Annotated in this window: 21 protein-coding genes and 1 tRNA gene; 10 read left to right on the top strand and 12 right to left on the bottom strand. The window is 69.0% G+C overall.

Annotated elements, in window-relative coordinates; all coding sequences use genetic code 11:
- The first annotated feature begins 18 nt into the window (after positions 1-18).
- Positions 19-567 (top strand): peptidylprolyl isomerase, encoded by a 549-nt coding sequence (locus L6E10_RS04765; RefSeq protein WP_090101867.1) that lies wholly within the window; start codon positions 19-21, stop codon positions 565-567.
- Positions 564-1,481: a rhomboid family intramembrane serine protease gene (locus tag L6E10_RS40670; protein WP_236217153.1), complete on the top strand. Its 918-nt coding sequence runs from the start codon at positions 564-566 to the stop codon at positions 1,479-1,481. The genes L6E10_RS04765 and L6E10_RS40670 overlap by 4 nt, the downstream gene beginning before the upstream one ends.
- A 7-nt stretch (positions 1,482-1,488) precedes the next feature.
- Here the strand turns inward: L6E10_RS40670 and L6E10_RS04755 are convergent, their stop codons facing one another.
- On the bottom strand, positions 1,489-1,884 hold the full coding sequence (locus tag L6E10_RS04755) for a PH domain-containing protein (RefSeq protein ID WP_236217151.1): 396 nt from the start codon (positions 1,882-1,884) through the stop codon (positions 1,489-1,491).
- Positions 1,885-2,116: 232 nt separating this feature from the next.
- A complete protein-coding gene (gene crgA, locus L6E10_RS04750; protein WP_090101865.1) occupies positions 2,117-2,383 on the bottom strand; it encodes a cell division protein CrgA in 267 nt (88 codons plus the stop codon).
- Positions 2,384-2,593: 210 nt separating this feature from the next.
- On the opposite strand from crgA, the gene L6E10_RS04745 reads away from it, so the two are divergent.
- A complete protein-coding gene (locus L6E10_RS04745) occupies positions 2,594-3,742 on the top strand; it encodes a class E sortase (protein ID WP_236217149.1) in 1,149 nt (382 codons plus the stop codon).
- On the top strand, positions 3,742-3,897 hold the full coding sequence (locus L6E10_RS04740; protein WP_167978244.1) for a hypothetical protein: 156 nt from the start codon (positions 3,742-3,744) through the stop codon (positions 3,895-3,897). The genes L6E10_RS04745 and L6E10_RS04740 overlap by 1 nt, the downstream gene beginning before the upstream one ends.
- A gap of 91 nt (positions 3,898-3,988) precedes the next feature.
- Here the strand turns inward: L6E10_RS04740 and L6E10_RS04735 are convergent, their stop codons facing one another.
- Entirely contained in the window at positions 3,989-5,332 is a 1,344-nt protein-coding gene (locus L6E10_RS04735) for an FAD-dependent oxidoreductase (protein WP_236217146.1), read from the bottom strand.
- A gap of 77 nt (positions 5,333-5,409) precedes the next feature.
- Here L6E10_RS04735 and L6E10_RS04730 point away from each other — a divergent pair, with 77 nt between their 5' ends.
- Entirely contained in the window at positions 5,410-6,051 is a 642-nt protein-coding gene (locus L6E10_RS04730; RefSeq protein ID WP_236217144.1) for an aminodeoxychorismate/anthranilate synthase component II, read from the top strand.
- 52 nt (positions 6,052-6,103) lie between these two features.
- Here L6E10_RS04730 and pknB read toward each other — a convergent pair whose 3' ends face one another.
- The 7 genes from pknB to L6E10_RS04695 are packed head-to-tail and all read right to left on the bottom strand — an operon-like array spanning position 6,104 to position 15,752.
- Positions 6,104-8,107 carry a Stk1 family PASTA domain-containing Ser/Thr kinase gene (gene pknB / locus L6E10_RS04725; RefSeq protein WP_236217142.1) on the bottom strand — a complete coding sequence of 668 codons (2,004 nt, stop codon included), beginning with the start codon at positions 8,105-8,107 and terminating at the stop codon, positions 6,104-6,106.
- 55 nt (positions 8,108-8,162) lie between these two features.
- Complete coding sequence (locus L6E10_RS04720) at positions 8,163-9,644, bottom strand: serine/threonine-protein kinase (protein ID WP_236217141.1); 1,482 nt, start codon at positions 9,642-9,644, stop codon at positions 8,163-8,165.
- Entirely contained in the window at positions 9,644-11,116 is a 1,473-nt protein-coding gene (locus L6E10_RS04715; RefSeq protein ID WP_236217139.1) for a penicillin-binding protein 2, read from the bottom strand. Before L6E10_RS04715 ends, L6E10_RS04720 begins: the two co-directional genes overlap by 1 nt.
- Positions 11,113-12,585 carry an FtsW/RodA/SpoVE family cell cycle protein gene (locus L6E10_RS04710; protein WP_236217137.1) on the bottom strand — a complete coding sequence of 491 codons (1,473 nt, stop codon included), beginning with the start codon at positions 12,583-12,585 and terminating at the stop codon, positions 11,113-11,115. The genes L6E10_RS04715 and L6E10_RS04710 overlap by 4 nt, the downstream gene beginning before the upstream one ends.
- A 3-nt stretch (positions 12,586-12,588) precedes the next feature.
- On the bottom strand, positions 12,589-14,010 hold the full coding sequence (locus L6E10_RS04705) for a PP2C family serine/threonine-protein phosphatase (RefSeq protein WP_236217135.1): 1,422 nt from the start codon (positions 14,008-14,010) through the stop codon (positions 12,589-12,591).
- Positions 14,007-14,468: an FHA domain-containing protein gene (locus L6E10_RS04700; protein WP_030480247.1), complete on the bottom strand. Its 462-nt coding sequence runs from the start codon at positions 14,466-14,468 to the stop codon at positions 14,007-14,009. The genes L6E10_RS04705 and L6E10_RS04700 overlap by 4 nt, the downstream gene beginning before the upstream one ends.
- Positions 14,469-14,519: 51 nt before the next feature.
- Positions 14,520-15,752 carry a DUF3662 and FHA domain-containing protein gene (locus L6E10_RS04695; RefSeq protein ID WP_236217133.1) on the bottom strand — a complete coding sequence of 411 codons (1,233 nt, stop codon included), beginning with the start codon at positions 15,750-15,752 and terminating at the stop codon, positions 14,520-14,522.
- Between the two features lie 117 nt (positions 15,753-15,869).
- Here L6E10_RS04695 and L6E10_RS04690 point away from each other — a divergent pair.
- From L6E10_RS04690 to L6E10_RS04675, 4 genes are all read left to right on the top strand, one after another.
- Positions 15,870-15,952 (top strand) — tRNA-Leu (locus L6E10_RS04690).
- 124 nt (positions 15,953-16,076) lie between these two features.
- A complete protein-coding gene (locus L6E10_RS04685; protein ID WP_236217131.1) occupies positions 16,077-16,853 on the top strand; it encodes an NADP-dependent oxidoreductase in 777 nt (258 codons plus the stop codon).
- A gap of 315 nt (positions 16,854-17,168) precedes the next feature.
- Positions 17,169-17,786 carry a hypothetical protein gene (locus L6E10_RS04680; RefSeq protein WP_236217129.1) on the top strand — a complete coding sequence of 206 codons (618 nt, stop codon included), beginning with the start codon at positions 17,169-17,171 and terminating at the stop codon, positions 17,784-17,786.
- A 46-nt stretch (positions 17,787-17,832) separates the two neighbouring features.
- Complete coding sequence (locus L6E10_RS04675; protein WP_236217127.1) at positions 17,833-18,489, top strand: NAD(P)H-binding protein; 657 nt, start codon at positions 17,833-17,835, stop codon at positions 18,487-18,489.
- 476 nt (positions 18,490-18,965) lie between these two features.
- On the opposite strand, the gene L6E10_RS04670 is transcribed toward L6E10_RS04675, so the two are convergent.
- Positions 18,966-20,249: a D-arabinono-1,4-lactone oxidase gene (locus L6E10_RS04670; protein ID WP_236217125.1), complete on the bottom strand. Its 1,284-nt coding sequence runs from the start codon at positions 20,247-20,249 to the stop codon at positions 18,966-18,968.
- A gap of 86 nt (positions 20,250-20,335) precedes the next feature.
- Here L6E10_RS04670 and L6E10_RS04665 point away from each other — a divergent pair, with 86 nt between their 5' ends.
- A complete protein-coding gene (locus L6E10_RS04665) occupies positions 20,336-21,517 on the top strand; it encodes an amino acid deaminase/aldolase (protein ID WP_236217123.1) in 1,182 nt (393 codons plus the stop codon).
- Here the strand turns inward: L6E10_RS04665 and L6E10_RS04660 are convergent.
- Positions 21,514-22,158 (bottom strand): TetR family transcriptional regulator, encoded by a 645-nt coding sequence (locus tag L6E10_RS04660; RefSeq protein WP_374235842.1) that lies wholly within the window; start codon positions 22,156-22,158, stop codon positions 21,514-21,516. The genes L6E10_RS04665 and L6E10_RS04660 overlap by 4 nt on opposite strands.
- Positions 22,159-22,193 lie beyond the last annotated feature (35 nt).

The raw sequence follows: 22,193 nt of genomic DNA, 5'->3' as shown, positions 1-22,193 counted from the left end.
TGATGGCACGATGGAGTGGTGGCTGACAGCAATGAATCCTTCGTCGGGACCAAGGTGACGGCGACCCTGCACACCACGCAGGGCGACATCCGCATCAACCTGTTCCCCGACCACGCCCCCAAGACGGTGGCGAACTTCGTCGGGCTCGCCGAGGGCACCAAGGACTACACCGAGGCGAACGCGAGCGGCACCAAGTCGGGTCCGTTCTACGACGGCACCCTGTTCCACCGCGTCATCGCGGGCTTCATGCTCCAGACCGGTGACCCCACGGGCACCGGCCGCGGTGGCCCCGGCTACCGCTTCGCGGACGAGTTCAACTCCGAACTGCAGTTCAACAAGCCGTACCTGCTCGCGATGGCGAACGCCGGGCCCAACACCAACGGCTCGCAGTTCTTCATCACCGTGGCGCCGACGACGTGGCTGAACTTCAAGCACACGATCTTCGGTGAGGTGGCCGACCAGCAGTCGCGCGACGTCGTCGACGCGATCGGCAACACGACGACCGGCGCGGGCGACCGTCCGGTCAACGACATCAAGATCGAGCGGATCACGATCGAACGCGCGTGAGCAACGCATCCGTGCCACCGGAGGGGCCGATCGGAGCGCAGCCGGAAACCCCGGTCTGCGCACGTCATTCCGATCGGCCCACCCGGCTGCGCTGCACCAGGTGCGACCGTCCGGCCTGCCCGGAGTGCCTGCGCGACGCCTCCGTCGGCATGCAGTGCGTCGACTGCGTGAACGAGGGCGCCCGTTCGGTCCGCCAGGCCCGCACGTCCGCGGGCGCGGTGGTCTCGACCGGCCGGCCGGTCATCACGCAGGTGATGATCGCGCTCAACGTCCTCGCGTACGTGGTCACGGTCGTCCAGTCCGGCAGCCCGATGAACAACTCCCGCTCGGAGCTGTTCACGGCGACGTCGATGATCCCGGAGGTGACCGCCAACGGTGAGTGGTGGCGCATCCTGACGTCGGGCTTCATGCACTTCGGCCTGATCCACCTCGCGCTCAACATGGCGGCGCTCTTCGTGGTGGGTCCCATCGTCGAGCAGGAGCTGGGCAAACTGCGGTACAGCGCCGTGTACCTGCTGTCGCTGCTCGGCGGCAGTGCGGCGGCGTTCTACTTCGGCACCATCTGCCAGCAGCTCGCCGGTGCGTCCGGTGCGGTGTTCGGCCTGATGGGCGCGCTGCTGATCGTGTTCAAGCGCCAGAAGCGGGACATCTCGACGATCCTCGTGGTCGTCGGCATCAACCTGGTGTCGAACCTCTTCACCAACGCCTCGCTGCTCGGGCACCTCGGCGGGTTCGTCATCGGCGGCCTGCTGACGCTCGCGATGGTCAGGGCACCGCGGCAGAACCGCAACGCGTACCAGACCGGTGCCGTCGTGGCGGCCGTGGTGTTGCTCGGCGTGATGTTCGCGCTGCGTGCCACCGAACTCGACACGACCGCCGAAATCGTCCTCGAGTACGCCAGGACGTGCCGCTAGAGGCGATTCACGGGCGCAATGCGTGCAGCACCCCCGCCACTTCTTCGGGGTCGGCGCCGAGGTCCAGTCTCGTGAGGACGACGAGGCGGTCGTCGGCGTCGAGTTCCAGCGTCTGCTGTTCCTTGCCGAGCCGGCGGGTGGTCTGCAGCTTCACCTTCACCTCGTGCCACGGCAGCACCGTGGTGCTCGCGAACCCGCGCACGGCGAGCCCGTTCGCGTCCGCCGTGAGCCTCGGCCGGGCGATGGAGGCGAACGCCGCGAGGTATGCGACCAGCAGCGTTGCCAGTCCGATGAGCAGACGGCCCGCGTTGTCGTCAGCGAGGAAGGTCGCGACGGCGAGGCCGAGGGCCGCCACCCACGCGACGACGACCAGCGGGGCTGGAGTGGACCAGGTGCGAGTCACATGTCGAGTGTGCCGCATGAAATGTGGACAACCGAACGGGTCCGCATGAGGGGAAACCGTCGCTTGTGCAATTTGGTGCAAAGTTGTCCACAGGACTTGTCCCCAATGGGGATGACTTACAGCCGTGTGCTTCGGTGACGCTCAGGTGAACCAGGTGAACACGCCCCGAACAAAAATCGGCCCGGACGTGTGACGTCCGGGCCGACCCTACGAACAGTGACGTGGCCTGCGGCTAGCGCCAGCGCATCGTCATGAGCAGACCGATGATCATCAGCGCGAAGCCGATGGCGAAGTTCCACGCGCCCAGCTCGAGCATGAACGGGATCTTCTCGGCCGCGATGTAGTTCACGACCAACCACGCGAGGCCGAGCAGCATGAAGCCGAGCATCACGGCGACGTAGACCGGGTGAGACGGCCCCGCTGCCTTGACCTTGACCGGCGTGCGGCGGTCAGTGGGTGCGGTGTAGACCGCCTTCTTCCGGACCTTGGACTTGGGCATGCTGTCCTCGCCTGACGTGGATATCCGTGAGTGACGCTAGTTTACGTGCACTACTCGGGAGACACGTTAACGTAGCGGCGGTGGTGAGCGAACCACCTTGCAGACGCAGTTGTTTTCAGTTCACAGTCCGCGCGGAGGTTTCAGGTGAACTCGGGACCGCAGCAGCCGCCTCCCCGGCGCCCTGCACCCCGTCGCGATGACCTGCGGCACGTGCGGCCCACCCCGCTGCCGCCACCGGAAGCAACCCAGTTCACCAGCGCTTTCTCCGGAAACCTGCCGCCGAACGCCCCGCCGCCGCACCGCCAGGGTCCCCCGCTGGGCACGCCCGCTCGCGCAATGCCGCAGCCCGGCCGCCCGCAGCCCGGTCCACCTCCCGGAATGCCGCCCAGGGGCATGCCCCCGCGGCCGATGCCGCCCCGTCCCCGCCCGGTCGAGCCACCCACCGAGGTGATCCCGCGCGTCGAGGACGACTACGACGACGAGTACTACGACGATGACGAGTACTACGACGACGAGCCGCAGGCCGAAAACGCCCTGCCGCCGGACAGCCTCGCCCGCAAGACGGTGCGCGGCATCGGCGAAGGCCTCATCACGCTGGGCCTCGTCGTGCTCCTGTTCGTCGTCTACGAGGTCTACGTGACCGACCTGCTCTCCGCGGAGAAGCAGCAGGACGCCACCGCCGCGCTCGACTCCGAGTGGAGCTCGAACGTCGTCACGCCGCCCCCGGCCGACCCGAACCGCCAGTCGAAGCTGAACCTCATCGAGGGCAAGGCCTTCGCAAAGATGTACATCCCGGTCTTCGGCAACGACTGGAAGTTCTCCGTGGTCGAGGGCACCACCGACAAGCACCTCGAGATCGGCCCCGGCCACTACAAGGACACCGCCCAGCCGGGCGAGGCGGGCAACTTCGCCATCGCCGGCCACCGCGTGGGCAAGGGCGCGCCGTTCAACGACCTCGACCTGCTCCAGTCGTGCAACTCGATCGTCGTGCAGACCCAGACCCAGTGGTTCGTCTACCGGGTGCTCCCCATGCGCGACGAGGTCGCCGGCTGGGCGAACAACCCGAAGTCGAAGGAAGCCGCCTGCGCCGGCGTCGCCCCGCTGGCCACCACCCTCGGCGACGCCTACGCCAAAACCGTCGGCCAGGAGATCGTCGCCCCGACCCAGGGCGAGGTCATCGCCCCGGTCCCGCACCAGGTGGGCACCACCGTCCCCGCGGACAAGCAGGCCCGCCTGCTCACCCTGACCACTTGCCACCCGCGCTTCTCCGACAAGCAGCGGCTGATCGTGCACGCCATCGAGACCAAGAGCTATCCGGTGGCCGACGGCTTCGTGCCGCCCGAGATGACGGAGGGCTGATGTACGGCTGGATCTGGCGCCACCTGCCGGGCCCGCTGTTCCTGCGGGTGATCGAGGCCGTCGTGCTGGTCGCCGGCATCGTCGCGCTGCTGATGTTCGTCGTCTTCCCGTGGGCGGAGCCGAAGCTGCCGTTCAACAACGTCACGACCGAGTGAGCTGCTCCTCGGCTTGCTGCGGTGAAACCGCCACCGCGCACACGTGCGATGGCGGCTCCATCGAGGAACGGCGTTCAGCCGTTCGAGCGGCTCAGCCGTTCGAGATCGCGGTCATCTCCTCGCGCGAGACGACCTTCACGCGTTCACGGCCGTGAGCCGCACCGAGCGCGATCTCGTGCGCGTCGAGCCGGCCCCAGCCCTCGTTCGTCACGAACGGCACGCCGCGCTGCTCGAGGAACTCGACCACCGCGGACGGGGAGGGCGACGAGGCGGGCGGCAGGCTCGCGGCGTCGTCCAGGAGGCTGGTGATGGTCTCCAGGGCGTCGCCCTTGGTGTGGCCGATGAGGCCGATCGGGCCCCGCTTGATCCAGCCGGTCGTGTAGATGCCGGGCATGGGCACCTCGTCGAGGTCCAGCACGCGGCCGGCGAGGTGGGGGATCGTGCCCGACACGTGGTCGAACGGGATGTCGGGCAGGTGCGTCGAGAGGTAGCCGACGGCGCGGTACACGGCCTGGACGTCCCAGTCGGTGAAGACGCCGGTGCCGCGGACGTTGCCGTCGCCGGTCAGCTCCTGGGTCTCCGTGCGCAGGCCCGTGACGCAGGAGTCGCCGAGCACCTCGACCGGGGCCTCGAGGAAGTGCAGGTGCAGGCGGCGGGGGCGGTTGCCGACGTCGCGGATCGCCCACTCCTGCAGCGTCTTCACGATCATCTCGACCTGCTTGTTGGTCCTGATCGCGTGCATCGAGGCCTCGTCGAACTCGATGCCCTCGGCGTGGACGATCACCTCGACGTTCGGAGAGTGGTCGAGCTCGCGCAGTTCCAGCGGCGTGAACTTCGCCTGGGCCGGGCCGCGGCGGCCGAAGACGTGCACGTCGGTGACGGGGGAGGCGGCGAGGCCCTCGTAGACGTTCGCCGGGATCTCGGTCACGAGGAGCTCGTCGGCGGTCTTGGCCAGCACGCGGGCGACGTCCAGGGCGACGTTGCCCACGCCGAGCACCGCGACCGACTTCGCGGTCAGCGGCCAGGTGCGGGGGACGTCGGGGTGGCCGTCGTACCAGGACACGAAGTCCGCGGCGCCGAAACTGCCGGGCAGGTCGATGCCGGGGATGTCGAGCTCGCGGTCCGAGGAGGCGCCGGTCGAGAAGATGACGGCGTCGTAGAACTGGCGGAGGTCGTCGAGCTTGATGTCGACGCCGTACTCGACGTTGCCGAAGAAGCGGACCGACGGGCGGTCGAGCACCTTCTGCAGCGCGCCCACGATGCCCTTGATGCGCGGGTGGTCGGGTGCGACGCCGTAGCGGACGAGGCCGTACGGCGCCGGGAGCTTCTCGAACAGGTCGATCTGCGCGTCCACATCTGACTTGGTCAGGATGTCGGCGGCGTACACGCCTGCGGGGCCGGCGCCGACGATCGCGACGCGCAAGGGGCGACTCATGACACCTATTTTAGGGAAGCCTAACCTGTCAGAAGACGAGAGCTAACTCACTCGACGCGACCGACTAGGCTCTCTCCATGCGCGTGCTCGTGGTCGACAACTACGACAGCTTCGTCTACAACCTCGTCCAGTACCTGGCCCAGCTGGGTGCGGAGTGCGTCGTGCGGCGCAACGACGAGGTGGACCTCGACGAGATCGACGACGTCGACGGTGTGCTCGTCAGCCCCGGTCCCGGGACACCGGAGCGCGCGGGCGCGAGCGTCGACGTCATCAAGAAGTGCGCCGGCACCGGCAAGCCGGTCTTCGGCGTCTGCCTCGGCCACCAGGCGATCGGCGTGGTCTGGGGCGGCACGGTCGACCGCGCCCCCGAGCTGCTGCACGGCAAGACGAGCATCGTCTTCCACGAGGGCCAGGGCGTTCTCGCCGGAGTGCCGCAGCCGTTCATCGCGACGCGCTACCACTCGCTCACGGTGCTGCCCGAGACGATCCCCGCCGAGTTCGAGGTCACCGGCAAGACCGAGACCGGCATCGTGATGGCCATGCGTCACCGGGAGCTCCCCGTCGAGGGCGTGCAGTTCCACCCCGAGTCGGTGCTCACCGACGGCGGCCACCGGATGCTCGCCAACTGGCTGAAGGTCTGCGGCTTCGAGGTGCCGGAGGCCACGGTCGCCCAGCTCGAGAACGGCATGCGCACGCTCGCCGCGGCCGCCCGCCGGTGAAGCGAAGGGGCGGCTCCCCCGGAGGGAAGCCGCCCCACAGCTCGCAGCTCGTCTAGCTCGTCACGATCCCGAACTTGCCGACGGTGATCGTCACCGTCGCGCCCTTGGTGATCGTGGTGCCCCTGGCCGGGTTCTGCGCCACGACCTTCTTGGTCTGGGTCGGGTCGCCGACCTGCTGCTCCTGGACGTTGAGGTTCCCGTTCCAGCCCAGCTGCTTCAGCTTCGCGTCGGCTTCCCGCTCGCTGAGGCCCGTGAGGTCCGGCATCTCGATCTGGTTGCCCTTCGAGACCCGCAGCGTCACCGTCGTGCCCTTGTCGACCTTCGCGTTGCCCTGCGGCGTCTGCGAGAGGACCGTGCCCTCGGGCTTGGAGCTGTCGACCGGCTCGATGACGACCTTGAAGCCCGAGCCCTCCAGCGTCTGGCGGGCGTCGTTCTGGTCGTCACCGACCACGTTCGGCACGTTCTGCCTGTCCGGCGCCTTTCCGAGCTGGATGGTGATGGTGCCGCCCTTCTTGAGCTTCAAGCCCACCGCGGGGTTCTGCTGCGCGACCTTGCCGGCCTTGGCCGGGTCGTCGACCTCGACGGTCTGGTCGCTCTGCTGCAGCTTGAAGCCGTTCGGGTCCTTGTCCAGGACCGCCTGGGCGTCCTGCGGGGTCTTGCCCGTCAGGTCGGGGACGGTGCCCTCACCGGGAGGCGCACCGACGGCGATCGTGACCTGGCCACCCTTTTGCACCTGCGTGCCCTCGGGCGGGTTCACGCTGACGACCTTGTTGATCTGGTCGGCGGTGCACTTCGCGGGCGTGCCGGCGGGACCGGGCTCGCAGGCGACGTCCTCCTGGACCGCGACGAGGCCGGCCTTGGTGATCTTCTCCTTGGCCTCCAACGGGCTCAGGCCGACGATCGACGGGACCGAGGCCTTCTCCGCCGGCTCGGCGCCGTTGTCCATCACGCTCGCGGTGATCCACGCGGCGAGGCCGAGCACGGCCGCGCAGAGGATCACCACCAGCGTGACCATGATGGCCTTCTTGCGCTTCGCGCGACGCTCTTCCTCTTCGTCGGCGAGCGGGTCGTAGCTGTCGTCCGGCTCCGACTTCAGCGCCGCCGGGCGGTGCCTGCCGCCGCCACCGGACATCACCTGCGTGCGAGAAGTGCGCGCCTGCTCGTTCATCACGGCGGTGCGGTCCTCGGCCGTCATCACGGCCGGCGCGGACGGGCGCTGGCCCGACAGCACGCGCACCAGGTCGGCGCGCATCTCCGCGGCCGACTGGTAGCGGTTCGCCGGGCCCTTCGACATCGCCTTCAGCACGATCGCGTCGAGCTGCGGCGACACCTTCGGGTTCAGCTGCGACGGAGCCTTCGGGTCCTCCCGGACGTGCTGGTACGCGACCGCCACGGGCGAGTCGCCGGTGAACGGCGGCTCGCCGGTCAGCAGCTCGAACAGCACGCAGCCGGCGGCGTAGACGTCGGAACGGGCGTCGACGGACTCGCCGCGCGCCTGCTCCGGCGACAGGTACTGGGCCGTGCCGATGACCGCGGCGGTCTGCGTGACCGCGGCCTGACCATCGTGCAGCGCCCTCGCGATGCCGAAGTCCATCACCTTCACGGCGCCGGACTTGGTGATCATCACGTTCGCCGGCTTCACGTCGCGGTGGACGATGCCGTGCCGGTGGCTGAAGTCGAGCGCGGCCGAGACGTCGGCCATGACCTCCATCGCGCGCTTGCCGGACAGCGGGCCCTGCGTCTTCACCATGTCGCGCAGCGTCCGGCCGTCGACGAACTCCATCACGATGTACGGCAGCGGGCCGTACTCGGTCTGCGTCTCACCGGTGTCGTAGACGGCGACGATGGCGGGGTGGTTCAGGGCCGCCGAGTTCTGCGCCTCGCGGCGGAATCGTTCCTGGAACTGGGCGTCACGGGCGAGGTCGGCTCGTAGCACCTTGATCGCCACGTCTCTGCCGAGGCGGACGTCCCGCCCCTTGTGGACCTCGGACATGCCGCCGTACCCGAGGGTCTCACCCAGTTCGTAGCGGTTTGAGAGCAGTCGCGGAGTGCTCATCGGTGCTTCGTCCCGCTCCTCGTCGACGGTGTTCCCAAGTCGGTTCTGGTCTTGCTCATGGCGCGCACGTCACCTTCACCTGCGAGCCCGCCGGCACCTCGCCTGTCGGCGCGATGGCGGTGACCCGGCACTTCTTCAGGTCCCCCGGCGACGTGCCCTGGGCGCTCAGCACTTGGGGCTCCAGGCCGTGGTCGACCAGTTCGGTCCTGACCTCGTCGCCGGAACGACCGATGTAGTCGTCCTCGTCGATCCGCTTCGGCGCGGTGCCCGGTATGCGGTCGGCGGAGTCCGGCTTCGCCTGCCCGTTCGCCGGCGGGTTCTGGTTCGCCGAGGTGGAGGTGGTCGGACGGCCACCCTGACCACTGGCATCGGTCGACCCCAGCGTCAGCTTCCACACGAGGACCACGCCGAGCACCACCAGCACGGTCGCCAGAAGAGCGACCATAGCCCAGACGACGGACCGGTTCCTCCCCGGTGGTGTCGGCATCGGGGTGAACGTTCCGGTCTGGTGCACCGGTTGCATGCCCGTCTGGTGCGCCGCCGGCTGCATCGCCGGATGGGTGCCGGGACGGCTCTGGTGGTGTTGTTGCTGCTGCATCTGCGGTGGTACCGGAAGCGGTTGCGACACCTGAGGAGGCGGTGGCTGCTGCACGACCTGCTGGGGGATCGGCGGCATCGTGAAGCCGGACGGCGTCGGCAGCGGCTGGCCCACCCGCACGGCGCTCACCGCCGCGGCGAACTCGCCGCCGGTCCGGTAGCGCTGCCTCGGGTCTTTCACCAGCGTCGCCTCGATCAACGCGCGCGCACCCGGCGGCACGTCCGGCGGCAACGGCGGCGCGATGTCGCGGATGTGCATCATCGCGACCGTCACCGCGTTGTCCGAGAGGAACGGCCGGTGCCCGGCGAGGCACTCGTAGCCGCACACCGCCAGGGAGTAGACGTCGCTCGCCGGCTCGGCCTCGCCACCGAGGGCCTGCTCGGGAGCGATGTAGTGCGCGGTGCCCATCACCATGCCGGACCGCGTCACGGGGGCCGCGTCCACGGCCTTCGCGATGCCGAAGTCGGTGATCTTCACCTTGCCGGAGGGGGTCACCATGATGTTGCCGGGCTTCACGTCGCGGTGCACCAGCCCGCGTTCGTGCGCCGCCTGCAACGCGTTCCCGGTCTGCTCCAGCAGGTCGAGCGTCACGTCGGCGGCCAGCCGGCCGCGGGAGATGATCGTCGCGAGCGGCTCGCCCTCGACCAGCTCCATCACGAGGTAGGCGGTGTCCTCGGGCCCGTCGGTGACGGACGCCGTCTCGCCGTAGTCGTGCACCGACGCGATGCCGGGGTGGTTGAGCGACGCGGTCATCCGCGCCTCGGTGCGGAAGCGGTGCAGGAACTCCGGGTCGCCGGAGAGCTCGGCCTTGAGGACCTTGACGGCCACCCGCCGGTCGAGCCGCTCGTCCGCGCCTTCCCAGACCTCGCCCATGCCACCGACCGCTATCCGCCTGGTGAGGCGGTAGCGGTCGGCGAGGAGCTGGCCCGTGGTCAGCATCAGCGGCCTGCCAGGTACGCGTTCATCACGGCGCGGCCGATGGGAGCGGCGACCTTGCCACCGGTGGCGCCCAGGCCGCGGTCGCCACCGTCCTCCACGATCACCGCGATCGCGATCTCCGGCTTCTGCGCCGGCGCGAAACCGATGTACCAGGCGTGCGGGTTGTTCTTCGTGACGTCGGCGCCGTGCTCGGCGGTACCCGTCTTCGACGCCACCTGGACGTTCTGCAGCCGGCCCTCGCCGCCCGTGTTGATCTCCGACTGGATCATCATGTCGCGCAGCGCGGCCGCGTTGGCCGTGCTCATCGCGGTGTCGACCTCGTCGGGCTCGGTGTCGTCGATCGACTTCAGGTCCGGGCCCAGGATCTTCGACACCAGGTACGGCTGCATGCGCTTGCCGCCGTTGGCGATCGTCGCCGCCACCACCGCGTTCTCCAGCGGCGTGATCTGCACGTCGCGCTGACCGATGCCGGTCTGGTAGAGCGCGGCCTCGTCCGGGATCGGCCCGAGCGTCGAGGTCTCGACCACCAGCGGGATCTCGAGGTCGGGGTCGTTGAAGCCGAACTTCTCCGCCTGGCGGCGCAGCTTGTTCGCGCCGACCTGGCTCGCCATCTCACCGAACGCCGTGTTGCACGACTTGGCGAGGGCGGTCTCCATCGACACCGTCTCGCCGGGGCCGCACGGGGTGCCGTTGAAGTTCGGCAGCGGGGTGGTGCTGCCCGGCAGCGTGATCGAGCCCTTGGCGGTGTACTGCGAGTCCTTGGTCTTGCCGTCGGCGAGCGCCGCGGCCGCGACGACCACCTTCAGCGTCGAGCCGGCCGGGTAGAGGGCCTGCGTCGCGCGGTTGACCAGCGGGTCGTTCGCGTCCTTGGCCGTGAACTGCTTCCAGGCGGCCGCCTGCGCGTTCACGTCGTGGCTCGCGAGCAGGTTCGGGTCGTAGGACGGCGTGCTCGCCATCGCGAGGATCTCACCGGTGTCCGGCTTGATCGCGACGACCGAGCCGGTGAAGCCCTTCGCCGTCAGCTGGTCGTACGCGGTCTGCTGCACCTTGGCGTTCAGGGTGAGCTGCACGTTGCCGCCGACCGGGTCGCGACCGGTGATCAACGCGGAGACGCGGCGCGCGAACAGCCGGTCGTCCGAGCCGTTGAGCAGGTCGTTCTCGGCGCGCTCCATGCCGGAGGTGCCGTAGGTGACCGACAGGTACCCCGTGACGGGTGCGTAGACCGGGCCCGCGTTGTAGGTGCGCAGGTACCGCAGGCGGTCGGTCGTCTCCTTGACGTCCGCGATCACCGTGCCGTCGGCGACCGTGATCAGACCGCGCTTGCGGGCGTACTCGTCGAGCAGCACCCGGCGGTTGTAGGCGTTCTTGCGCCACTCGTCGGCGTTGATGACCTGGACCCACGTGGCGTTGCCCAGCAGCAGCAGGATCATCACCATCATGGCCATGCCGACGCGGCGGAGCGGTGTGTTCATTTGGGACGCTCCACCATCACAGTGTGCTGATCGGCGATGGCCGGTTGCTGCGGTTTCGGCTTCGGAGCCCGCTGCGGGGCCCGCGCCGCCGCGGAGATCCGCAGCAGCAACGCCACCAGGATGTAGTTCGCGAGCAGCGACGAACCACCCTTGGACAGGAACGGTGCGGTGATGCCCGTCATCGGGATCAGCTTGGTGACACCGCCGACGACGATGAACACCTGGAAGCAGACCGCGAACGCGAGACCGCCGCCGAGCAGCTTGCCGAAGCTGTCGCGCACGGCGATGGCGCTGCGCAGGCCGCGCAACGCGAAGATCATGTAGACCAGCAGCAGCGCCGCGAAGCCGATGAACCCGAGCTCCTCGCCGATCACGGCAGTGATGAAGTCGGTGTTCGCCTCGGGGATCATCTCCGGGCGGCCGGCGCCCAGGCCGGCACCACCGATGCCGCCGGTCGCGAGCCCGAACAGCGACTGCGAGATCTGGTAACCGCCGCCGACGAGCTCGTAGCGCGAGATCGGGTCCTGCCAGTTCGCCACGCGCTGCTGGACATGCCCGAACAGCTTCCACGCGACGACCGCGCCGCCGGAGAACAGGCCGAGGCCGAGCACGACCCACGCCGCGCGTTCGGTGGCGACGTAGAGCAGCACGAGCACGATGCCGAAGAACAGCAGTGAGGAGCCGAGGTCCTTCTGCAGCACCATGACCGCGACCGTGACGCCCCAGGCCGCGAACAGCGGACCGAGGTCGCGGGCGCGCGGCAGGTCCATGCCGAGGAACCGGCGGCCCGCCACGGTGAAGAGGTCCCGCTTCGACACCAGGAAAGCGGCGAAGAAGACCATCAGCAGGATCTTGGCGAACTCACCGGGCTGGATCGACAACGGGCCGATGCGCAGCCAGATCTTCGCGCCGTTGATCTCCGGGGCGATGAAGCCCGGCAGCACACCGGGCAGCATCAGCGCGACGAGGCCGGCGAGGCCGAACGTGTAGCCGAACCGCGCGAGCGTGCGGTGGTCGGTGAGGAACTTCAGCGTCGCCGCGAACAGCAACAACCCGATGGCGGTCCAGATGACCTGCTTGAACGCCATCGGATCCCACGTCGAGCCGTCCGGGAAGACGGTGCCCTCCATGGCGAGGTCGATCCGGTGGATGACCACCAGGCCGAGCCCGTTGAGCAACGCGACGCACGGCAGGATCACCGGGTCGGCGTACGGCGCCCACCGGCGCACGGCGAGGTGGGCACAGGCGAAGAGACCGAGGTACGCGAGACCGAGGTAGAGGATCCTCAGGCTCAGCGAGCGCTCCTGGTTCAGTTCGACCAGGATCAACGCCAGCGTCACGAGGCCGGCGGCGAACGACAGCATGACCAGCTCGGTGCCGCGCCGCGTCGGCGCTCGCAGTCCTGGCGACGTGCTCGTCGCCACCGACGCACCTGCTGAGCCTTCCCCGGTGGGGACGGGCGAGCCCATCAGCTACGGACCCTCCCGGCATTCCACACCCGGCTTCTGCTGGGAGGGGGTGAGCGAAGGCTCGGTGGAACCGGTCTCCGGGTTCGCCGAACCGTTGGCGGGCGCGTTCGAGGTGCTGCTGCCCGGCGTGCTGGACGAGGTGGTCGGCGTCGTGGGGGTGCTCGACGTCGACGACGTGTCCTTGCACAGCGGCAGCATGTGCTCGGTGCGCAGCAACCGGACCGCGGCGCGGGCGCCGTCCAGGCCGTTGTCGCTGCGGATGCCCGCGGTGATGGTCTTGCGGCCGGCTTCCTGCAGGTCGTTCAGCGTGATCGGGGTGCAGCCCGTGGAGCCGGGCGGGCACGAGTCCTCGACCTTGGACGAGAGCTTGAAGCCGAGCACCGAGCCGTTGAGACCGCGGAAGATCGCGACCTGGCCGTCCGCGGTGGCGCCGACGTAGTACTGGGTGTTGAGCCACAGCTTGCCGCCGACCGCGACGACCGCGGCGAGCAGGAGCAGCACGAAGATGATCGCGAACGCCTTGAGGGCGTTGCGCTTCTTGCGCTTCGGGTCCTGCGGGGGAGGAGGCGGTGCCTCCATGCGCTGGGGCACGGGCGGGCGCTGCTGCGTGAGCGTCGCCGCCCGCGAGGCCGCCGAGTCCGGAGGGGTGTTGTGCTCTTCGCTGCCGTCGCCCGCCGCGCCGCCGACGATCGGGTAGTCGTCGCCGAAGTCGACGTCCTCGACGTCCGCCACGATCACCGTGACGTTGTCGGGACCGCCGCCCTTGAGCGCGAGCTCGATCATCCGGTCCGCGCAGGCCTGCGGGTCGGGGATGCGGATCGCCTCGTCGAGCGTCTCCAGGCTCACGACGCCGGACAGGCCGTCCGAGCAGAGCAGGAACCGGTCGCCGGCACGCGCCTCGCGCACCGTGAGGCTGGGCTCGAAGTCGTGCCCCGTGAGGGCGCGCAGCAGCAGCGAGCGCTGCGGGTGCGTGGCCGCCTCGTCCGGGGTGATCCGGCCCTCGTCGATCAACGACTGGACGAACGTGTCGTCGTGCGTGATCTGCGCGAAAGAACCCTCCCTCAGGAGGTACGCGCGCGAGTCGCCGATGTGCACGAGCCCGAGGCGGTTGCCCGCGAACAGGATGGCCGTGAGCGTGGTGCCCATGCCCTCCAGGTCCGGGTCGCTCGTCACGAGCTCGGAGATGGCGCCGTTGCCACTCGCGACCGCGTCGCGCAGCTTGCCGAGGAGGTCGTCGCCGGGCTCGTCGTCGTCGACGTGGGCCAGCGAGGCGATGACCACCTTGCTCGCGACCTCACCGGCGGCGTGGCCACCCATGCCGTCGGCTACTGCGAGCAGGCGAGGACCCGCGTACACGGAGTCCTGGTTGTTGGAACGAACCAGGCCCCTGTCGCTGCGGGCCGCGTATCGAAGAACCAAGGTCATGAGCGCAGCTCGATCACCGTTTTGCCAATGCGGATCGGGGTGCCGAGAGGTACGCGCAGGGGTGCGGTGACCTTGGCTCGGTCCAGGTAGGTGCCGTTCGTGGAGCCGAGGTCCTCCACGTACCAGTCGGTACCGCGCATGGACAGCCTCGCGTGCCTGGTCGACGCGAAGTCGTCGTCCAGGACGAGAGTGGAGTCGTCAGCGCGGCCGATCAGGATCGGCCTGCCGTCGAGCGAGATGCGGGTGCCGGTCAGCGCCCCGTGGGTGACCACGAGTTGCCGAGGCGCCTTGCTCCCCCTCGCCGACTTCTCGGACCTCCGGAATCCGGGCAGACCTGACGCCCGGAGCCCTGAGGCTGCGTAGAGATCAGAGCGGACCACACGTAGGGCGGCCAGCACAAAAAGCCAGAGGAGCACGAGAAAGCCCGCTCTGGTCAGCTGCATCACCAGCTCTTGCACCGGTTGTAACCGCTCCTGCCTTGAGTTGCATGCCGACGCCCGTGCCGACCACTAGCCCGCGGTGCGGAAGACCAGTGACGAGTGGCCGATGCGGACGACGTCGCCTTCCGCGAGTTGCCAAGTCTGCACTGGCGTGCCGTTCACCGTGGTGCCGTTGGTCGAACCGAGATCCGCGAGCATCGCATTCTGCCCGTCCCACGAGATTTCCAGGTGGCGCCTGGAGACACCCGTGTCCGGGAGGCGGAAGTCGGCCTCCTGCCCACGTCCTACGACGTTTCCACCCTGCTTGAGGTTGTACGTCCGGTTGGATCCGTCGTCGAGGTGCAGCGTCGCGTTGAGCTGGCGGTTCGCGCCCTGGGTCGCCGGCGGGGCGTATCCGCCCTGGTTGTAGCCCTGGTCGTAGCCACCGGGCTGGCCGTAGCCCTGCTGCTGGCCGTAGCCCTGGTCGTAGCCGCCCTGCTGGCCGTAACCCTGGTCGTAGCCGCCCTGCTGGCCGCCGCCGTAGCCCTGGTCGTAGCCACCGGGCTGGCCGTAGCCCTGCTGCTGGCCGTAACCCTGGTCGTACCCGCCGCCGCCCTGCTGGCCGCCGCCGTAGCCCTGGTCGTAGCCCTGCTGCTGGCCGTAACCCTGGTCGTAGCCCTGCGGGGCGCCGCCGTAGCCGCCGCCCTGCTGGCCGTAGCCCTGGTCGTAGCCGCCTTGCTGGCCGTAGCCCTGGTCGTAGCCCTGCTGGCCGTAACCCTGCTGCTGGCCGTAGCCCTGCTGGTCGTAGCCCTGCTGGCCGTAGCCGCCCTGACCATAAGGGTCCTGGGCGGGCTGGCCCTGTCCTTGTCCGTAGCCGGGTGGCTGGCTCATGGATCGGTCTCCTGCGGTGCGAGGTGGTGCTGACCGTCGGCTGGCCGCTTTCACGTCGGGGTCGACGGACGAGCTGGTTCGGAACTGTCCGGTGTGCAGCGCCTCGGAGCGCTCCAGGGAGACTACGACGTCACCATAGGTATCCCATCCGGACTCGGCCAGGTGCTCTCGCAGGCCCTCTGCGAGGAGCTGTGTGATGCGTAGTTCATCCTGCTCATCGCCCGCAAGACGTTCGTGGTCCTGGGCTCCGAGCAGCACTGTGTAGTGGTTGGGGGCTAGCAGTCTGCCACCCGCGAGCTCGCGGATGTTGCTGTCACCCTCCCGTTGCAGCGCCTGTGCCACCTCTTGGGGCACGACGTTGCCGCCGAACACCCGCGCGAAGGTGTTGCCGACGAGACCTTCGAGCTTGCGCTCGAAGCGTTGCAGGCCCATGTCGACTCCTTCCGCGCGGACGGGCTCCCGCACCGATCGTATCCGGGTGCGACGACGCCTACAGGGGGCGATTAGGAACCTGGTTTGGACGCGTGCTAGTGTTCTCAACGTCTCCAGGGGCAAGTGGCGGAATGGCAGACGCGCACGGTTCAGGTCCGTGTGTCCGAAAGGACGTGGGGGTTCAACTCCCCCCTTGCCCATCGAAAGACAGAGGGAACCCCTCTCGCGGAATCGCGAGGGGGGTTCTTTCGTTGATCGGCAGTATCGGATTCCTTGATCCAACAGGTGATGTCTGTCACTCGTTCGGGGGCCAGCATGTGGGCGATGGCGGCAGCGGACTTCGGCGCGGAGCTGGAGCTGGTGGAGGTCCCGGAGCCCCAGGCGGGGCCCGGTGAGCTGAAGGTCCGGTTGCTCGCGGCGAGCGTCAACCCGTTCGACCGCAAAGTCGTCGACGGGATGCTGCGGAGTTCCGCGCCCCATGTGTTCCCGTTGGTTCCCGGAACTGATGGTGCGGGTGAGGTAGTCGGTTCCGGGGAGAGGATTTTCGGCACGTTCTTCCGCCGTCCCGTCGGCGGCGGAACATACGCCGAGTACGTCACAGTTCCGGCCACCAACGCGTTGGCTTCCGTGCCCGAGGACATGGATCCCGCCGTCGCCGCCGCATTGCCGACGGCGGGAATGACCGCACTCCAGTTGGTCGAGGCGCTGGGACCCGCGGAATCGGTGCTGATCGTCGGTGCTTCCGGAGGCGTCGGGTCGTTCGCCACCCAGATCGCCCGTGCGGCCGGCAAGCGCGTCATCCCGGTCGGCCGCGGCGACTCGCTCGTCGAAGCTGACGCCCTGATCGACCTCGTGAGCGCCGACCGTTCGTCGTTCGAGGCGAACGCGCGCTACGCGCCGTTGGCGTTCAACACGAACTACGTCTCCGCTGACCCGGCGCAGAACTTCAGCATGAAGGGCACGAAGGAAGCGTTGGAGCGGCTCGCGTCGATGGTGCAGGCCGGTGAGCTGCGGGTACCGATCGCCCGCCGCTTGCCGCTGCGCGGGGCTGTCGACGTTTTCGCAGGTCACGGGCCCGGCAAGACCGTGATCATCATGTAGGTGGTCGTTCTGGCGCGGTGAACGGTCGGCGGACGGCGACCGCTCACCGATCGGCGGTTTCGCGCCCCACGCCTGGCGCACCCACTCTGATCAGGTCTTTCGGTGCGGCCATTCGGGTCGACGTCACCCAGACGGCAGCATCGTAGGACCGAACTCGCCACACCGTTCTTCGACCGGTCACCGACCGCTCGGCGCCGTCGATCGCAGGGGGTGCGCTGACCTGGGGGCGGGCCGTGCGCTTCCTGCTAATCCTTATCCAGAGCACGAGTCGAAACGCGGCGGATCGCCCGCCGCGGGTGACGAGGAGGCACTGGCGTGAGCAGCACCCCAGCAAGGATCGCGGCCCTCGACAGCTCGAACGGTCTGTCGACGACCCCGGTCCCGGTTCCGGAACTGCCCGCGTCCGTCGAGGAGTTGGCAGCCGCCGCGGCGATCCGCCTCGGCTGGCACGGAGTCGTTCTCCCCGAGATGGTCCTCATGGGCCGCAAGGTCGTCGTGGTGGCCGAGCTCCTGGCCGACGCCCACGCCGAGCGCGTGTGCGTGGGCGCCGCTCCCGAGGCCGACAAGACCACCGTCTCCACCTGGGTGTGGCCGGAGATGGAAGGCCGCGTCCCGCCGGCCGCCGTCCGCATCGTCGGCGTCCTGGCCGTCGCCCGCCACTGGCGCACCGCCCTCGCCTCCGCGGTTCCCTTCGCCCGCTACGGCAACGCCGCGGTCGTCCTCCCCGAGTCGGTCGCCTTCTCGCACGACTACCTCGCGAACTGCCTGCCCCGCGTCCGCCGCTACGGCGTCTCGGTCCTGCTGGCCGACGACGAGAAGGACCTCTCGGTCGACGTGTCCGGCCGCCAGGAGAGCGTCCCCGCCGAGGACACCGCCATCACCCGCTGGGTCAACGAGCTCGTCTACGAGCAGGTGCTCGCCACCGCGTCCTGATCGCGCGCGTCGTGCCGGGCGCCGCACACTGATCTACGGTCGGGACATGCGAGTAGTCATAGCCGGCGGACACGGGCAGATCGCGCTGCTCCTCGAGCAGCAGCTGGCCACCCGTGGACACGCCGCCACCGCGCTGGTCCGCAATCCCGATCACTTCGGTGACGTGCAGGAAGCCGGAGCCGTTCCGGTGTTGTGCGACCTGGAGTCCGCCGACCTCGACTCGGTCGCCTCGTATTTGAACGGCGCTGACGCGGCTGTGTTCGCCGCCGGCGCGGGTGCCGGATCCGGCGCCGCCCGCAAGGACACCGTGGACTACGGGGCCGCCGCCCTCTTCGCCTCCGCCGCCGTGGAGGCCGGGGTGCGGCGGTTCGTCCAGGTGTCGTCGGTGGGCATCGAGGCCGCCGACTCGCCCGATGTGGATCCCGAGTTCGCCGTGTACCTGAAGGCCAAGAAGATGGCCGAAGAGGATCTTCGCGGCCGGGACCTCGACTGGACGATCCTCCGGCCGGGGCGGTTGGTGGACGGGCCCGGGACCGGGCTGGTGACCCTTGCGGCGCCTCGGTTGCCCCGCGGGTCGGTTGCCCGGGCCGATGTCGCTGCTGTGCTGGTGGAGTTGCTGGGGGCTCCCGGGACCTTCGGGAAGACCCTCGAGCTGGTCGAGGGCGAGACGCCCGTGGGTGAAGCGGTTCGCGCTGTCCTCTGATCTTGTCGATCTTGTCGGTGGTGCTGGGTAGGTTGTGTTGCGAGGGGTCCTGAGGGTGGGGGGACGCCTGCGTTAGCTTGCGGTTTCGCTGGTGGCGGGCTTCTGCGGGTGGTCGCTTTGCGGGCGGCCTGTTGCCTTGCGTTGTTCCCCTGGGGGCTCTGCCCCCAGACCCCCGGCAATCTGATCAGGGGCCCGCGCTTCGAGCGGGTTGATGGCACGCCTGTTTGTCGGGCGGCTGCCGGTTGCGTTGGTGGTTGCGTTGGCGGTGGGGTCCCGTCACCAGTCGCACCAGGAGCGGGCCACACCTGAGGGGTGGGGTCAAATCGACGAAGAGCGTGTCGATTTGACCCCACCCCTCAGGTGCAGCAGGAGCTGTGGCGCGACTCGTGACGGGACCCCACCGCCGGGAGCGCTTGCTCGGGAAGGCGTTCTTACGGCTCGCCTTCGGCATCGCGTGCGGGCTGGCGCCTTCGTGGTCAGGTGCCCAGCACGCGGTCCAGGTACTGGTTGGTGAAGGTGCGGCCTGGGTCCACCTCGTCGCGCACCCGCAGGAAGTCGTCGAAGTGCGGGTAGAGCGGGCGTAGTTCGGTCGCGGTCAGGTCGTGCATCTTGCCCCAGTGCGGGCGGCCTCCTACTGACGCGGCGATGCTCGCGTACGCGTCGAAGAAAGCCTTGTACTGCATGCCGAGTGCTTGGTGCATCGAGATGTACGCGGTGTCTCGGCCGTTGGCCGTCGAGAGCCAGATGTCGTCTGCCTGGGCTACGCGCACCTCGCACGGGACGATCAGGTGGTCGCGGTCGCCCAGTTTGCCGGCCACCGCGCGGAGTTCCGCGATGACGTCCATCAGGGTTTCGCGGGGGATCGAGAACTCGGTTTCCACGAAGCGGACTCGGCGCGGGGTCACGAAGACGTTGTGCGAGTAGTCCGAATAGGACCGTTCGGAGATCAGGGAGCCGCAGACCTCGTTGAGGCGCTTGGTGTAGCGCGGGAACCTGCGTGCCACCTTGGTCACGGCGCCGAACGCCGCGTTCTCCATCACCTCGTACTCCCAGGTCTGGCGGAGCTTCGAGAGCGGGCGGGCCGGTTCGGTGATCCTGTTGTTGCGCTTGAGGATCACGCGGTCGGAGTGGGTGAACCAGTGGAACTCGACGTGGTCCTCCACGGCGCAGAGGTCGTCGAACTGCTCGAGCACCGCGTCCAGGCGGCCGGGGGACTCCGACGCCCGCAGGACGAACGACGGTACGCAGCGCAGGGTCAGAGTGCTGATGATGCCCAGTGCGCCGAGGCCCACGCGGGCCGCGTTGAAGAGGTCCGGGCGTTCGGTTCGGGAGCAGGCGGCGACCGAGCCGTCGGCCAGGACGAGTTCGAGGGACTCGACGGCGGTGGCTAGGACGCCGAGTCTGGCACCGGTGCCGTGGGTCGAGGTGGAGATCGCGCCGGCGACGGTTTGGGCGTCGATGTCGCCGAGGTTCGGCATGGCCAGGCCGAGGCGGTGGAGGTCCGCGTTCAACGACCACAGGGGAGTGCCCGAACGGACCGTGACCAGGCCGGTTTCCGCGTCCGCGCGGACGATGCCGGTCCAGCGGTCGAGGTCGAGCGCCGTTTCGGGGGCCACGGCGATGTCGTTGAACGAGTGGCCGCTTCCCCGCGCGCGGACGCGCGAACCCGAGAGGACCGCCTCGGCGATCTCGTCCGTGCTGGCGGGGTGGACGACGCGCGTTGGCGTGCACGAAGCAGTTCTAGCCCAGTTCGTCCACACGCGAACCTCCACGAGAGAGTGTGACCTGCGGGTAACGTAAGTGAAAGCCCTTCACGTTTCAAGGGTGGAGGACGTACCGTCAGGACATGCGCAGAACTCGACTCGACGCCGCGACGAAGGACCTGGATCCTCCGTTCGCGATCGTCGACCTGGACGCCTTCGACCACAACGCGGCGGACCTCGCCCGTCGCGCTGCCGGTCATCCGATCCGGGTGGCGAGCAAGTCGGTTCGCGTGCGCGACCTGGTGTGCCGGGCGCTCGAACGACCCGGTTACGCCGGGGTCATGTGCTACTCGCTGGCCGAGGCGTTGTGGTTGTCGGAGCAGAACGTCAGCGACGACCTGCTGGTCGCCTACCCGACGGCCGACCGGGCCGCCCTGCAGAAGCTCGCCGCCAACGAGACGGCGCGGCAGCGCGTGACGATCATGGTCGACTCGGTGGAGCACCTCGACTTCGTGGACGCCGCAGTCGGGCCGCACGCCGACATCCGGGTGTGCCTGGAGCTCGACGTGTCGTGGCGGCCGTTGCCGGGTGTCCACATCGGCCCGCGGCGGTCGTCGGTCCACACGCCGCAGCAGGCGAGGGCGCTCGCCGCGAAGATCGTGCGCCGCACCGGGTTCCAGCTCGTCGGGGTCATGGCCTACGAGGGGCAGATCGCCGGGCTGGGGGACAAGCCGCCCGGTCAGCCGTTCCGGGCGATCGGGATCCGGTTCATCCAGGCGAGGTCCGGGCCGGAGCTGGTCGAACGGCGGACCGCCGTGATCCGCGCGGTGCGGCAGGTCGCCGACCTCGAGTTCGTCAACGGCGGCGGCACCGGCAGTCTGGAGCTGACCGGGTCCGACCCGTCGGTCACCGAGCTCGCGGCGGGCAGCGGCCTGTTCGGGCCGACGTTGTTCGACGCCTACCAGGCGTTCAAGCCGCAGCCCGCCGCGCTCTTCGCGTTGCCGGTGGTGCGCAAGCCGACCAAGCGGGTCGCCACGCTCTTCGCCGGCGGCTACATCGCGTCCGGCACGCCCACGCCCGACCGCCAGCCCTCGCCGTACCTGCCGGAGGGGCTCAAAACGCTCGGGCTCGAGGGCGCCGGTGAGGTGCAGACGCCGGTCACCGGCAGGGCGGCGGAACAGCTGCGGATCGGCGACCGCGTCTGGATGCGGCACGCCAAGGCGGGCGAGCTGTTCGAGCGGTTCGACGAGGTGCACCTGGTGCGCGGTGACCGCATCGAGCGCACCGTGCCCACGTACCGCGGCGAGCGCCGCAACTTCGGCTAGGCGGGCAGGCGTGATGACAGGTAGCCCTTGACCAGCGCCTTCGCCTCGGCCAAGATCGCGGGGTCGCCGACGGGGTTGTTGCGGAAGGCCATCTTCAGCACGGCGTCGGCGGCCTCGACGGCGATCGCGATCGGCAGGCCGACCTCGCCCATCGGGATGCCGAACTTGCCCGAGATCAGCTCCGAGATCTTGTCCGAGATGACGGCGTTGTTGTCGCGCCGGTCGTCGAGCAGGCGCATGTCCACGACGTCACCGAAGTGCAGCTTCCCGAACGCGGGAATCTCGCGGTGCATCGTCACGTACACGTCGAACACCGTGTCCACGGCGTCCCACCAGTGCTCGAGCGTCGCCTGCTCGAGCCGTTCGGTGATGCCCTGGGAGAACTTGTCGACGTTGCGCAGCGTCAGCGCCTGCACGACGGCTCTCTTGTCCGGGAAGAACTGGTAGAGCGAACCGACCGCGACGCCCGCCCTCTCCGCGATCAACGTCGTGGTGACGCCGTCGTAGCCCACCTCGTCGATCAAGGTCGCGCACGCCTCGAGCATTCGCTCGACTCTCTTGGCGCTGCGCTGCTGGACGGGCTGACGGCGAAGCGGGGTGGTGCTCGTCACGGCGACTCCCAGTAGTTCGGGTACTTCCATCTTGCCTGTTGTGCGGCTCTTTCACTTCCCCGAAG

Origin of the sequence: Lentzea sp. CC55 (assembly GCF_021056325.1) — a bacterium.
In the GTDB taxonomy this organism is placed as follows: Bacteria; Actinomycetota; Actinomycetes; order Mycobacteriales; family Pseudonocardiaceae; genus Lentzea; species Lentzea jiangxiensis.
The sequence above is the reverse complement of the archived record's forward strand: the minus strand, read 5'-3'. Positions and strand labels throughout refer to the sequence as shown.